Genomic DNA, 13,262 nt, shown 5'->3' with positions numbered 1-13,262 from the left:
GGGGGTCTCGGATGCAGCTGATCGTCGACAACGCATGGATCATCCTGGTGGCCGGAGTGGCGCTGGGGCTCCTCGGCGCGCTGCGCCGCCGGCGGGTGTCCGCCGGGCAGCGCCGACACCCGGCGGCTGAGCATCCCGGTGGCCGGTTCGAGCCGTACGAGCAGACCCACGAGGACATCGACGAGGCGCTCGAGGAGGCCCGCGAACGGCGCGACGCCGCGTTGGCCCGGCATGACTACCCGGAGGCGCGGCGGTGGGCGACCGAGGTGGTCCAAGGTCATCCGGAGGAGGACTGGCTCGACCTCATCGAGCTCGGCACGGCGACCGCGCTCGACGGCGATCACGAGCAGGGCTGGCAGATGGTCGACCACGCGGTCGAGCAGTGCGAGCGCGCGGAGCCTCGGTTGCTGCCCGCGATGCTCGTCCACCGAGCCATCGGCCTCCTCATGTCCGGGGCCCCGAGCGAGCGTTTCATCGCGGCCGCCGAGGCGGCGAGGCGGGCGAGCCCACGCGACGAGAACCTCACCGTCCCGCTGCTGTGGTCGTTCGCCTACCAAGGACGCTTCGACGAGGCCGAGGAGCTCGGGCGGCAGCGCAGCTGGAGTGACGACGGGGGCATGGTGGCCAGCATGCTCGACATGGTCGCCACCTTCCGCCGGGTCGCCGAGCAGACCGGCACCACCCTCGAGGACCTGCACCGCCGAGGGTTCTTCACGCCCCTGTGGGACGAGCTGCGCGCCCAGCAGCTCGGGTTCGGCCTGTCGGACGCTCTTACGGCACTCGACGAGACGATGCCCCCAGCGCTCAGGGATGTCCTGCGACGTCCCGCCGGCGAGAAGGCGATCGCGGAGTCCGGTGGGGAGCGCAAGGTCCTGGCCTGGCACGACGGGCAGGACGCCGGCGCCGGAGCGGCGTGGGGCCTGGACGGCGACTTCCGCCTGATGTCGTGCGCCGAGATCCAGACGATGGATGCGGCGATCGACGCGTCCCCCGAGAAGTTCCAGCAGTGGGACGTCGAGAACGTCTACGGGGTGGCCACGCAGGTCATGACCGACGACCGGGGCGGCTACCTGATCACGATCGGTGGCGGGCGCGTGGTCCTGCGGCGAGAAGGCGTCGACGACGTCGCCGTCGCTCCCACCCTGGCCGACTTCTTCTGGGACCGGGTGGCGGCCTGGGGAGGACGCGATCCCCGTCCGCCGGCACGCTGACGTCAGCGGCGGCCCCGCAACACCCACTTCCACCAGGTCGCGTGGTACTCCCCCTCCTCCACATCGAAGACCGACCCGCACGAGGTGCAGGCGACCTCGCGCCGCGGGCGAGCACCGGGCGCGCTCACGGTCTCGCTCTCGATCCTGACCCAGCCCTTGTCGGCCTCACGCTGCGGGTCGGCGCTGCGTCGGGGGTACGTCGCGCACAGGCAGCCGCCCGAGCGAACGATCTCCAGGCGGTCCACCGCCAGCTCGACAGGGTTCCCGTCGACGATCACGAAGTCGGCTGCCCGGATCGAGGCCAGGACCGCGCGGAGCTCGGCGGCCACCGGAGCGAGCAGGGCGGCGTCTCCCGAGCCGTTGACGACGTCGATGGCGGAGTTGATCCGGGTCTTGTCGCGGCTCAGGAAGTCCTCGAGCAGCTCGGAGCGCACACCTGCCGACCTCCGCTTCCTGTTGCCGCCCTTGCCCGCCTTGCGGATCCGGGCATCCATCTCGGCGTCCGCGACCGCGAGCCGGTCGACCGGCTTCTCGAGGTACGACGCCTCCAGCACCAGAGCCACGCAGAGGGCGGCACCCGACACGTGGTCGGGGTTCACCGCCAGGAGGAGAGCGCTGTCCCCGAATCTCCAGAACTCGGCCTCGGTCGCGCCCATCGCCTCCAGCGCAGCGGCGGGTACGGCGCGCGGGTCGAGGATGTGCGCCGGGTCGCCCTTCGGCGTCACCGCCGCGCAGGCGAACCTGTGCCGCTTCCCCCACCGCTGGTCGGCCGCGACGGCCAAGCGGGTCGCGAGCTCGTGGACTCGTGCCCGGTCAGGGTGCGAGGCCAGGCCGAACACGTGCATCCGGTCGAACGACTCCCCCTCGTGACCGGCCACGCTCCAGTCCAGCTGGTCCCCGCGGGCGGCGTACGGCAGGGCGGGGAGCTGGGCGATGACGTCCAGGATCTCGGCGGGGGTGCCGTGCTCGACGAAGCGCTCGGTCATGGGCGCCATCCTGCACAAAGGGTCTCGACCACACGCCGACCGCATCCGGGCGGAATGTCGGTGCCCGCGCCTAGTGTCCTTCCCATGGCGTACGACGAAGAGCTGGCCGGGCGGGTCCGTGACCTCCTCGCGGACGAGCCGGGAGCAGCCGGCCGGGAGCTGACCGAGAAGAAGATGTTCGGCGGCCTGGGCTTCATGGTCGGCGGCAACATGGCGGTCGCGGCCAGCGGCCAGGGCGGGCTGATGGTGCGCGTCGACCCGGCCGAGGGCGAGGAGCTGGTGGCGACCACGGCGGCGTACCCGATGGAGATGCGCGGTCGCTCGATGAGCGGCTGGCTGCGCGTCGACCTCGACGACGTGGCCACCGACGAGGCGCTGGGTGCGTGGGTGCGCCGCGGTGCGTCGTACGCCGCGACGCTGCCACCGAAGTGAGGTCGTTCTGGGCGGCCCTGCCCACCGAGGGCCGCTGGCTCCTGTCGACGGTCGCGATCCAGACGCTCGGGCGCGGCCTGACCCTGCCGTTCACGCTGATCTACCTCCACGAGGTGCGCGGCTTCGAGCTCGGCCTCTCCGGCACGCTGATGGCGCTGATCGCCGTCGTCGGCTTCCTGGTGACCGGGCCGGGCGGCGCCATGGTCGATCGCTACGGCGCCCGAGCGGTGCTGCTCGTCGGCCTCGCGGCCATGATCGTGGGCAACCTGACCCTGGCCTTCGCGACGACACCCGCGGTGGCCGCGGTCGCTCTGGTGCTGGTCGGCTTCAACTTCGGGGTCTCGTGGCCGGCGTTCAACGCCTTGATCGCGGCGGTCGTGAGCGGCGAGCTGCGCCAGCAGTACTTCGGCATCAACTTCGCGCTGGTCAACCTCGGCATCGGTGTCGGCGGGGTGGTCGGCGGGCTGTTCGCCGACGTCGACCGGCCGGACACCTTCACCGCGATCTTCGTCGGCGACGCGCTGACCGGGCTGGTGCCCCTGGCGCTGCTGCTCGGACCATTGCGCCACGTCCACGGCCGCGCCACCGCGCCCGAGGACGGCACGGCCCCGGCGAGCGTCGGCTACCTGGCCATCCTCCGCCAGCCCGCCGTGCGCTGGCTGACCCTGCTCACCTTCGTCGGCACCTTCATCGGCTACGGCCAGCACGAGGCCGGGTTCCCGGGCTTCGCCCGCCAGGCCGCCGAGGTCTCGACCCGCACCGTCGGCCTGGCGTTCGCCGTCAACACCGTGGTCATCGTGGTGCTGCAGTTCTCGGTGCTCAACCGGATCAAGCGACACCTGCGCACCCGGGTGATGGTCGTGATGGCCGCGATCTGGGCGGTCGCCTGGGGTCTGCTCGGCGCCGCCGGCATCGTCCCGGGCGGCGGCCTGGCGATCGCCGGGGTGCTTGCCTACATGGCGGTGTTCGCGCTCGGCGAGACGCTGCTGCAGCCGACCGTTCCGGCGATGGCCAACGACCTCGCGACCGACCACACCCGCGGGCGCTACAACGCGATCACCGCGGCGGCCTTCCAGGGCGGGGCCATCGCCGGCCCGGTCGTCGCGGGCTTCCTGCTGCAGCACGACCTCGCGGCGGCGTACATCGCGGTCATGGTCGCGGGCTGCGCGGCCATCGCGGTGATGGCGCTGGTGCTCGAGCGGCACGTCCCCGTGAGCGCCAATGGCGGAGCAGAGGTGAGGTCCCCCACAACCGAGGTCGTTTGACCCCACACGATTCGGTTGTCCATCGGCAACTTCCGTAGCATTTCCTGCGTGAAGCACACGGTCCACGCATGATCTCGTTGAAGTCGTTCTGGACCGCACTTCCCACCGAGGGCCGGTGGCTGCTGTCCACGGTGGCGATCTCCACGCTCGGCCGCGGCCTGGTGCTGCCGTTCACGCTGATCTACCTCCACGAGGTCCGCGGCTTCGGCCTGGGCCTGTCCGGCGTGCTGATGGCGGTCATCGCTCTGTCGGCGTTCGTGGTGACCGGACCGAGCGGTGCCCTGACCGACCGGTACGGCGCCCGCGCGGTCATGCTCGGCGGTCAGTCCGCGATGGTGGTCGGCACCGTGCTGCTCGCCTTCGCGACCACCCCGGCAGCCGCGGCGATCGCCCTCGTCCTGATCGGCGTGAACTTCGGCTCCTCGATGCCGGCGTTCAACTCGCTGATCGCGACGGTCGTCGAGGGCGAGGTGCGCCAGCAGTACTTCGGCGTGAACTTCGCCCTCATCAACCTCGGCCTCGGCGTCGGCGGCATCGTCGGCGGCCTGTTCGCCGACGTCACCCGGCCCGAGACGTTCACCGCGATCTACCTCGCCGACGCGGCCTCCGGCCTGATCCCGCTCGCCCTCTTCCTCGGCCCGCTGCGGCACCTGCACGGCCGGGTCCTCCACCCACCGCGCGACCTGGAGGCGGGCCTGGAGACCGGGCGGGCGCCCGGCTACCGCGCCATCCTGCGCAGCCCCGCCGTGCGCTGGCTGACCCTGCTCACCTTCGTCGCCACGTTCATCGGCTACGGCCAGTTCGAGGTCGGCCTGCCCGCCTTCGCCCGCGGCGACGCCGGCATGTCGACCGAGTTGATCGGCCTCGGGTTCGCCCTCAACACCTTCGTCATCGTGGCCTTCCAGTTCACCGTGATGGGCCGGATCCGCGGCCGGCGCCGTACCCGGGTGCTGTCGGTGATGGCCCTGCTCTGGGCCGCCGCCTGGCTGCTCATGGGCGCCGGCGCCCTCGCCCCCGGCAGCGCGCTCGCCGTCACCGGCCTGCTCGGCTTCGGGATCGTGTTCGGCATCGGGGAGACCCTGCTGCAGCCCACGTTGCCCGCGATCAACAACGACCTCGCCGCCGACCACCTGCGCGGGCGCTACAACGCGCTCAACGCCGCCGCCGTGCAGGCCGGCACCGTCGCCGGCCCGGTGGTCGCCGGGTTCCTGCTCGAGCGCGGCCACGGAGGTTCGCTGATCGGCCTGATGGTGATCGGGTGCGGTGCGATCGCGGTGGTGACGTCCGTGCTGGAGCGGCACCTGCCGGCTGCGGCGAACGGGCGGGCGGCCGCCGTACCGGAAGCGGTCAGGTAGCGGTCGCCGGGCTGGCGAACCACAGCGTCCGGTGCGTCCAGTTCCCCGGCCCCAGCCGCTTGCCCGAGCACACCACGATCACGACCTGCGGCGGCCCGTCGACGGCGTCCCACCCCGGGAACCCGTCGCTGGCGAGGACCTCGGTCCGCTCGGTCACCGTGTAGCAGGCGACCTGTGGCCCCGCCCGAAGCACGATCCGGCCGCCCACGTCGAGGCCGGCGAGCAGCCTGTTGCCCATCGCTGTCCCGTCGGGCCAGGTGTGCGTGTTGAGCAGCACGTGCCCGGCCGTCGAGCCGGGCTCGATGCCGCCACGGTCCCAGGCGAAGGCGAGCTTGTCGGAGACGGGAGGTACGCCGGGCACACCGGCAGCGTCGCGCGGCAGGGCGAGCACTCGTGCCCGGCGAGCCACCCCGGGGACGGTGATCGCCGTCGGCACGAACCCGGCCGTCGCGGGTCGCGCGCACGGGTCGGCGGGCGGGTCGGCGGGCGGCGCCGGGGCCGGCGTGGGAGACGGCGAGGCCGCGGGCGGCTCGGCGGCAGGCGGTGACGGCTCGTCGCCGCCGCGCAGCAGCAGCCACCCGACGAGCACGGCGAGCACGAGCACGAGCGCGACCACGCCCGCGACCAGCGCGAGGTCGCGCCGCCGGTTCCCCTCCTCCACAGCCACCCGTCCATTGTCGCGGCAGTGTCGGTGCCGTGCGGGAAGATGACGGAATGGAGGACGCTCTGGCTCGATTCAGCGAGGCGACGCGGACCTGGTTCCGCGCCGCCTTCGCCGAGCCCACCGCCGCCCAGGCCGGCGCGTGGGACGCCATCGCGCGCGGCCAGCACACACTCGTGGTCGCCCCGACCGGCTCCGGCAAGACGCTCAGCGCCTTCCTCGCCGGCCTCGACAGGCTGCTCACTACGCCGGCTCCCGACGACAGGCTGCACCGCACCCGCGTCCTCTACGTCTCGCCCCTCAAGGCGCTCGCCGTCGACGTCGAGCGCAACCTGCGTGCGCCGTTGACCGGCATCCGCCAGACCGCCGAACGGCTCCATCCCGGCCGGGCGTTCCCCGAGGTCAGCGTCGGCATCCGCTCCGGTGACACCCCCGCGAACGAGCGCCGCCGGCTCGCGACCCGACCACCCGACGTCCTCATCACGACACCGGAGTCCCTCTTCCTCATCCTCACCAGCCAGGCCCGCGAGACCCTGCGCGGCATCGAGACGGTGATCGTCGACGAGGTGCACGCGGTCGCCGGCACCAAGCGCGGCGCCCACCTCGCGCTCAGCCTCGAACGTCTCGACGCCCTCCTCCCCCGGCCGGCGCAGCGGATCGGGCTGTCCGCGACGGTCCGGCCCACCGAGGAGGTCGCCCGGTTCCTCGGTGGCACCGCCCCCGTCGAGATCGTCGCGCCACCGACCCACAAGGAGTGGGACCTCCGCGTCGAGGTGCCGGTCGAGGACATGACCGAGCTCGGACAGGTGGTCGAGGACGACGACCCGACGGCACCGCCGAGCCGGGCCAGCATCTGGCCCCATGTCGAGCAGCGGGTGGCCGAGCTGATCGGCGAGCACCGATCGACGATCGTGTTCACCAACGGCCGGCGTACGGCGGAGCGGCTGACCGCGCGCCTCAACGAGATCGCCGCCGAGATGACGACCGAGGGGATCCTCCCGCCGGCGCAGGTGATGGCGCAGTCGGGGGCCGCGGCCGGCGCTCCCCCGGTGCTGGCCCGCACCCACCACGGCTCCGTGTCCAAGGAGCAGCGCGCGCTCGTCGAGGACGACCTCAAGTCCGGCCGGCTGCCGGCGGTGGTCGCCACCAGCAGCCTCGAGCTCGGCATCGACATGGGCGCGGTCGACCTCGTCCTCCAGATCGCCTCGCCGCCCAGCGTCGCCAGCGCCCTGCAGCGTGTCGGGCGCGCGGGCCACCAGGTCGGCGAGACCTCGGCGGGCGTCTTCTTCCCCCAGCACCGCGGCGACCTCGCCCCGGCCGCGGTCGCCGTCGCCCGGATGCGCACCGGCGGCATCGAGGCGCTCCGGGTCCCGGCCAACCCGCTCGACGTGCTCGCCCAGCAGGTCGTCGCCGCGACCGCCGCCGACGAGTGGGACGTCGACGAGCTGTTCGCGCTGGTGCGACGCAGCGCGCCCTACGCCCACCTGCCCCGGTCGGCGTACGACGCCGTGCTCGATCTCCTCGCCGGGCGCTACCCCTCCGACGAGTTCGCCGAGCTCCGCCCCCGGATCACCTGGGACCGGGTCACCGGCGTGATCAGCGGTCGGCCCGGCGCCCAGCGGCTCGCCGTCACCAGCGGCGGCACCATCCCCGACCGGGGCCTCTACGGCGTCTTCCTCGCCGGCGAGGGCACCAACCGGCGCGTCGGCGAGCTCGATGAGGAGATGGTCTACGAGAGCCGGGTCGGCGACGTGTTCGCGCTCGGCGCGACGAGCTGGCGGATCGAGGACATCACCCACGACCGGGTGATCGTCACCCCGGCGCCCGGCGTGCCGGGACGACTGCCGTTCTGGAAGGGCGACACCGCCGGGCGCCCGACCGAGCTCGGCGAGGCGATCGGGGCGTTCACCCGCGAGCTCGCCGCGTTGCCCGACGCCGCCGCGGAGGCCCGGGCGCGCGAGGTCGGACTCGACGCCAACGCCGCCGCCAACCTGGTCGCCTACCTGCGCGAGCAGGTCGAGGCCACCCGGATGCTGCCCAGCGACACCACCGTCCTGGTCGAGCGGTTCCGCGACGAGCTCGGCGACTGGCGCCTGGCCGTGCACTCCCCCTACGGCACCGCCGTCCACGCACCCTGGGCGCTGGCCATCAACGCCCGGCTGCGGGAGCGCTACGGCGTCGACGGGCAGGCGCTCGCCTCCGACGACGGCATCGTGATCCGGATCCCCGACACCGACGCCGACGCGCCCGGCGCCGACCTGATCAGCTTCGAGCCCGACGAGATCGAGGAGATCGTCACCCGCGAGGTCGGCGGCTCCGCCCTCTTCGCGGCCAGGTTCCGCGAGTGCGCCGCCCGCGCCCTGCTTCTCCCCCGCCGCGACCCCGGCCGGCGCTCGCCCCTGTGGCAGCAACGCCAGCGTGCGGCCGCGCTGCTCGAGGTCGCCGCCCGCTACCCGGCGTTCCCGATCGTGCTCGAGACCGTCCGCGAGGTGCTCAACGACGTCTACGACCTGCCGGGCCTGACCACCCTGCTGCGCCGCGTCGACCAGCGCGAGGTCACCGTCACCGAGGTCGAGACGACCCAGCCCTCGCCCTACTCCCGCACGCTGATGTTCGGCTACGTCGCCCAGTTCGTCTACGAGGGCGACTCGCCGCTCGCCGAGCGCCGGGCCGCGGCACTCACCCTCGACCAGGGCCTGTTGGCCGAGCTCCTCGGCCGGGCGGAGCTGCGCGAGCTGCTCGACCCCGACGTGCTGGCCGAGGTCGAGGCAGAGCTCCAGCGCACCACCCCCGAGCGCCGCGCCCGCGACGCCGAGGGCCTCGTCGACCTGCTGCGCCTGCTCGGCCCACTCACCGCCGCCGAGGTCGCCGCCCGAGCCCGCGACGACGCCCCGGTCACCGAGTGGCTGGCCGACCTGGTCGCGTCGCGCCGCGTGGTCGAGGTGCGGATGGCCTACGGCGACGCGTGGGCCGTCGTCGAGGACGTCGCCCGACTGCGCGACGGCCTGGGCGTCCCGGCGCCGCCCGGCACCCCTGCTGCGTTCACCGAGCCGGTCGACGACCCACTCGCCGACCTGGTCGGTCGCTACGCGCGCACCCACGGGCCGTTCACGGATCTGCAGGTCGCGACCCGGCTGGGCCTGGGCGTCGCCGTCGTCCGCCACACCCTGCAGCGGCTGGAGGCGCAGGGCCGGGTGCTGTCCGGCGAGTTCCGGCCGGTGGGCGCGGGCGAGGAATGGTGCGACGTCGAGGTGCTGCGGCGGCTGCGGCGCCGCTCCCTGGCCCGGCTGCGCCACGAGATCGAGCCGGTCGAGCCGACGACGCTGGCGCGGTTCTCGACGGCGTGGCACCAGGTTTCGACAGGCTCAACCGCCGGGGGCGGCAAGGGGCCGCGGGGCGTCGACGGCCTGCTGCACACGATCGAGCAGCTCGCCGGGGCACCGATGCCCGCGAGTGCGCTGGAGTCCCTCGTCCTGCCCGCCCGGGTGCGCGACTACGAGCCGGCGCTGCTCGACGAGCTGACCGCGACCGGCGAGGTCGTCTGGTCCGGCCACGGCGCGCTGCCCGGCAGCGACGGCTGGGTCTCGCTCCACCTCGCCGACCGGGCCCACCTCACCCTGCCCGCCCCGGGCCCGGTCGAGGACCCGCTCCACCAGCGGGTGCTCGACGTGCTCGCGCCCGGCGGGGCCTGGTTCTTCCGCCAGGTCTCCGACCAGGTCGCCCGCGCCTGCCGCGACGCCGGTGAGGACGCCCCGCTCGACGAGGCGGTCAGCGCGGCGCTCTGGGCGCTGGTGTGGAGCGGCCACCTCACCAACGACACCCTCACCCCGCTGCGCGCGCTCACCCGCTCCGGCCGGGCCGCCCACCGCACCCGGCGGGCTCCGGCGCGGCCCGGGCGCGTCGCCCGCACCGGACCGCCCGAGACCGCGGGCCGCTGGGCGCTGTTGCCGCCGATCGACACCGACCCGACCCGTCGTGCCCACGCCGCCGCCGAGCAGCTGCTGGAGAGACACGGCGTCGTGACCCGTGGCGCGGTCGTCAACGAGCGGGTGCCGGGCGGATTCGCGGCGGTCTACAAGGTGCTCAGCGCGTTCGAGGACGCGGGCCGCTGTCGCCGCGGCTACTTCGTCGAGGGCCTCGGCGCCGCCCAGTTCGGGACCGCCGGAGCCGTCGACCGGCTGCGGTCGTTCGCGACGCCGGTCGGCGAGGGGCTCGACGCCAAGCCGGTCGCGATCGCCCTGGCCGCCACCGACCCGGCCAACCCCTACGGCGCCGCCCTGCCGTGGCCCACCGCCGAACGCGAGCAGGAGGGCGCGGGTCACCGACCGGGCCGCAAGGCCGGCGCGCTGGTGGTGCTGGTCGACGGCGCGCTGGTCCTCTACGTCGAGCGCGGCGGGCGGACCCTGCTCACCTGGACCGACGATCCCGACCTGCTCACCCCCGCGGCGGAGGCCCTGTCGACGGCGGTGCGGCGCGGGACGCTCGGGCAGCTCACGGTCGAGAAGGCTGACGGCACCGCCCTGCTCGGCAACGCAGGACCGCTGCGCGACGCCCTCGCCGCGGCAGGGTTCGTGGCCACCCCGCGCGGACTGCGGGTCCGTGCCTGAGGGGGACGCGGTCCGTCGTACCGCCGACCGGCTGGACCGGGCCCTCGCCGGCCAGGTGCTCACCGGCTCCGACCTGCGGGTCCCCCGGCTCGCCACCACGGACCTGGCGGGTGCCACCGTCGAGCGGACCGCCACCCACGGCAAGCACCTGCTGACCCGGATGGCCATGCCCGACGGCACGCCGCTCACCCTGCACACCCACCTCAAGATGGAGGGCAGCTGGCGGGTGATCGCCCCCGGCGCTCGGTGGCCCGGGCCCGCCGCCGACGCGCGGGTCGTGCTCCGCACCGAACGGGTCGAGGCCATCGGGTTCCGCCTCGGCCTGGTCGAGCTGCTGCCCACCGCCGAGGAGGCCTCCGTCGTCGGACACCTCGGTCCCGACCTGCTCGGCGCGTGGACCGACGCCGAGCGCGACGAGGCGGTCGCCCGCCTGACCGCCCGCCCCGAGCGCGTGCTGGGCGAGGCGCTCCTCGACCAGACGGTGGTCGCGGGCATCGGCACCATCTGGCTCGCGGAGAGCTGCTTCGTCCACGGGGTGAGCCCGGTCGGACCGGTCGCCACCCTCCGCGATCCCGCCCGCTTCCTCGACCGCGCCCGGAAGATGCTGCAGGCGGCGATGCGCTCCGGACGCCCCCTCACCACCGGCGACCGGCGCAATCCCGTCTGGGTCTACCGCCGGCAGCGCCAGCCGTGCCTGCGCTGCCGCACGACGATCGAGGCCGGCCAGGTCGGCGAGGCCGGCCGGGAGCGGACGACGTACTGGTGTCCGCGCTGCCAGCCCGCCACGTGATCCGGGTCTCTCGCGACGTGCGGAACGCGACACCCACCGTCGTTCGTTGACCAGGCATGCACCAGCACTTCAACGGGCTCAAGACCGCCGGCCTGTTCGGCGCGATCTTCGCGCTGCTGCTTGCGGTCGGCGGACTGATCGCGGCCGCGACCGGCAGCTCGGCGTTCATCTGGATCTTCGCGCTGATCGGCGTCGGTACGACGGCCTACGGCTACTGGAACTCCGACAAGATCGCCATCAAGGCGATGCACGCCTACCCGGTCTCGCAGTCGCAGCAGCCGGCGATGTACCGGATCGTGCGCGAGCTCTCCGAGCGGGCCGGCCAGCCGATGCCGGCGCTGTACGTCTCCCCCACCCAGGCGCCCAATGCGTTCGCGACCGGCCGCAACCCGCAGCACGCCGCGGTGTGCTGCACCGAGGGCATCCTCGGCCTGCTCGACGAGCGCGAGCTGCGCGGGGTGCTGGGCCACGAGCTGATGCACGTCTACAACCGCGACATCCTCACCGGCTCCGTGGCCGCCGCCGTGGCGGGGGTGATCAGCTCGGTCGCGCAGTTCCTGGCGTTCACGTCGATCTTCGGCGGCGGCAATGACGAGGACCGGCCCAACCCGCTGGTCATGATCGGCACCGCACTGCTCGCGCCGTTCGCGGCCGCGGTGATCCAGATGGCGATCAGCCGCACCCGGGAGTACGACGCCGACGAGGACGGCGCCCGTCTCACCGACGACCCGCTGGCCCTCGCCTCGGCGCTGCGCAAGCTGGAGACCGGCACCGCCCGCGCTCCCCTGGCGCCGACGCCGCAGCTGCAGAACGCGAGCCACATGATGATCGCGAACCCGTTCCGGGCGGGCGACGTGCAGAAGATGTTCTCGACCCACCCGCCGATGGCAGACCGGATCGCGCGCCTGGAGGCGATGGCGCGCCGCTGAGCGGGCCGACATAACGGGAGGTTGGCCGACAAAACTGGTGCTGGGACGAGGAAGTTTCCTCGTCCCAGCACCAGTTTCACCGGTCGGCCGGTGAAACTCCCGCGACGACGGGGTCGTCAGGCGGCGGAGGCGACGACAGCCGGGCGGCGCGGCGTGATGGGGGTCGGGGCGGCGGCCACCACGGCCGCGGCCTCCTCGAGGGCCACCGCGTCGGCGACCTCGCGCAGCACGTCGGACAGCGGCATCTCGAGCGCGTCGCACAGGGACGCCAACAGCTCGGAGGACGCTTCCTTCTGTCCGCGCTCGATCTCGGAGATGTAGCCCAGGCTCACGCGGGCGGCCCCCGAGACCTCACGGAGGGTCAGTCCGAGCTCGGCACGGCGACTCCGCAGGATGTCACCGAGCGATCGGCGAAAGAGCACCATCGCGAACTCCTCTCCGTGGGTTGGGGGGTGGGTGTGGTCGGGTCCTGGGCCCAACGCTACCCGAGCCCCGAATCTTCCGCTGGCTGCCCGGCCGGTGAGACCGCGTCGAGCAGGGCCGCGACCGCGGCGTCCACCGTCGCGACCTGGATCTGCAAGCGGTCCCCGGCGAGGTCCAGGGCCACCACCCGGGTACCGCGGGGCCCGGCCAGGCCGACGTACACGGTCCCGACCGGCTTGTCCTCCTGCCGGTCCGGCCCCGCCACGCCGGTCGTGCTCAGCGCGTACGCCGTCCCGAGCAACCGCCGCGCCCCGTCGGCCATCGCCCGGGCGCACTCGGCCGACACGACGCCGTACGTGTCGACGACGTCCTGGGGCACGCCGAGCACCTCGACCTTGATGTGCGTCTGGTAGCTCACCACGCCGCCGGCGTAGACCACCGACGAGCCGGGCACCGCTGTCAGGCGAGCGGCCAGGAGTCCACCGGTCAGCGACTCGGCCGTGGCCACACTGGCGCTGGCGGCGCGCAGCATGCGAACGAGGGCCTCGGCCGGTGACTCCATGACCGCATCGTGTCACGGGGCACCGACCGAGGCCCTCGGTC

The 13,262-nt window shown here is 73.7% G+C and carries 11 protein-coding genes; 7 read left to right on the top strand and 4 right to left on the bottom strand.

Features of this window, described 5'->3' with window-relative positions; all coding sequences use genetic code 11:
- The first annotated feature begins 11 nt into the window (after nt 1-11).
- Entirely contained in the window at nt 12-1,211 is a 1,200-nt protein-coding gene (locus QI633_RS10980; RefSeq protein WP_282428982.1) for a hypothetical protein, read from the top strand.
- 2 nt (nt 1,212-1,213) lie between these two features.
- On the opposite strand, the gene QI633_RS10975 is transcribed toward QI633_RS10980, so the two are convergent.
- The gene (locus QI633_RS10975) at nt 1,214-2,197 is read right to left on the bottom strand and encodes a hypothetical protein (protein WP_282428981.1); all 984 of its coding nucleotides are present in this window, start codon (nt 2,195-2,197) and stop codon (nt 1,214-1,216) included.
- Between the two features lie 84 nt (nt 2,198-2,281).
- On the opposite strand from QI633_RS10975, the gene QI633_RS10970 reads away from it, so the two are divergent.
- From QI633_RS10970 to QI633_RS10960, 3 genes are all read left to right on the top strand, one after another.
- Nucleotides 2,282-2,629: a TfoX/Sxy family protein gene (locus QI633_RS10970; protein ID WP_141799140.1), complete on the top strand. Its 348-nt coding sequence runs from the start codon at nt 2,282-2,284 to the stop codon at nt 2,627-2,629.
- The gene (locus QI633_RS10965) at nt 2,581-3,894 is read left to right on the top strand and encodes an MFS transporter (protein ID WP_141799141.1); all 1,314 of its coding nucleotides are present in this window, start codon (nt 2,581-2,583) and stop codon (nt 3,892-3,894) included. The genes QI633_RS10970 and QI633_RS10965 overlap by 49 nt, the downstream gene beginning before the upstream one ends.
- A gap of 68 nt (nt 3,895-3,962) precedes the next feature.
- A complete protein-coding gene (locus QI633_RS10960) occupies nt 3,963-5,249 on the top strand; it encodes an MFS transporter (protein WP_282428980.1) in 1,287 nt (428 codons plus the stop codon).
- Here QI633_RS10960 and QI633_RS10955 read toward each other — a convergent pair.
- Nucleotides 5,242-5,916: a class F sortase gene (locus QI633_RS10955; protein ID WP_282428979.1), complete on the bottom strand. Its 675-nt coding sequence runs from the start codon at nt 5,914-5,916 to the stop codon at nt 5,242-5,244. The genes QI633_RS10960 and QI633_RS10955 overlap by 8 nt on opposite strands.
- Nucleotides 5,917-5,963: 47 nt before the next feature.
- Between QI633_RS10955 and QI633_RS10950 the strand changes: the two genes are divergently transcribed.
- The 3 genes from QI633_RS10950 to htpX are packed head-to-tail and all read left to right on the top strand — an operon-like array spanning nt 5,964 to nt 12,236.
- Nucleotides 5,964-10,517, top strand: a complete 4,554-nt coding sequence (locus tag QI633_RS10950) for an ATP-dependent helicase (RefSeq protein WP_282428978.1) — start codon at nt 5,964-5,966, stop codon at nt 10,515-10,517.
- Complete coding sequence (locus QI633_RS10945) at nt 10,510-11,307, top strand: DNA-formamidopyrimidine glycosylase family protein (protein ID WP_141799144.1); 798 nt, start codon at nt 10,510-10,512, stop codon at nt 11,305-11,307. Before QI633_RS10950 ends, QI633_RS10945 begins: the two co-directional genes overlap by 8 nt.
- A 56-nt stretch (nt 11,308-11,363) precedes the next feature.
- Entirely contained in the window at nt 11,364-12,236 is an 873-nt protein-coding gene (htpX, locus tag QI633_RS10940) for a zinc metalloprotease HtpX (protein ID WP_282428977.1), read from the top strand.
- A 116-nt stretch (nt 12,237-12,352) separates the two neighbouring features.
- On the opposite strand, the gene QI633_RS10935 is transcribed toward htpX, so the two are convergent.
- Both QI633_RS10935 and QI633_RS10930 read right to left on the bottom strand, forming a co-directional pair.
- A complete protein-coding gene (locus QI633_RS10935) occupies nt 12,353-12,661 on the bottom strand; it encodes a helix-turn-helix transcriptional regulator (protein WP_141799146.1) in 309 nt (102 codons plus the stop codon).
- Between the two features lie 56 nt (nt 12,662-12,717).
- Nucleotides 12,718-13,221 (bottom strand): CinA family protein, encoded by a 504-nt coding sequence (locus tag QI633_RS10930; RefSeq protein ID WP_282428976.1) that lies wholly within the window; start codon nt 13,219-13,221, stop codon nt 12,718-12,720.
- Nucleotides 13,222-13,262: the final 41 nt, after the last annotated feature.

Source organism: Nocardioides sp. QY071, assembly GCF_029961765.1.
Lineage (GTDB): Bacteria > Actinomycetota > Actinomycetes > Propionibacteriales > Nocardioidaceae > Nocardioides.
Note: the sequence above shows the minus strand (reverse complement) of the source record. Positions and strands in the feature narration are given on the sequence as shown.

What these genes read in the sequence shown, in the direction of transcription:
- QI633_RS10950 (WP_282428978.1), top strand. Translation starts at nt 5,964, where the DNA reads ATGGAGGACGCTCTGGCTCGATTCAGCGAGGCGACGCGGACCTGGTTC.
- htpX (WP_282428977.1), top strand. Translation starts at nt 11,364, where the DNA reads ATGCACCAGCACTTCAACGGGCTCAAGACCGCCGGCCTGTTCGGCGCG.
- QI633_RS10980 (WP_282428982.1), top strand. Translation starts at nt 12, where the DNA reads ATGCAGCTGATCGTCGACAACGCATGGATCATCCTGGTGGCCGGAGTG.
- QI633_RS10930 (WP_282428976.1), bottom strand. Translation starts at nt 13,221, where the DNA reads ATGGAGTCACCGGCCGAGGCCCTCGTTCGCATGCTGCGCGCCGCCAGC.
- QI633_RS10960 (WP_282428980.1), top strand. Translation starts at nt 3,963, where the DNA reads ATGATCTCGTTGAAGTCGTTCTGGACCGCACTTCCCACCGAGGGCCGG.
- QI633_RS10975 (WP_282428981.1), bottom strand. Translation starts at nt 2,197, where the DNA reads ATGACCGAGCGCTTCGTCGAGCACGGCACCCCCGCCGAGATCCTGGAC.
- QI633_RS10970 (WP_141799140.1), top strand. Translation starts at nt 2,282, where the DNA reads ATGGCGTACGACGAAGAGCTGGCCGGGCGGGTCCGTGACCTCCTCGCG.
- QI633_RS10935 (WP_141799146.1), bottom strand. Translation starts at nt 12,661, where the DNA reads ATGGTGCTCTTTCGCCGATCGCTCGGTGACATCCTGCGGAGTCGCCGT.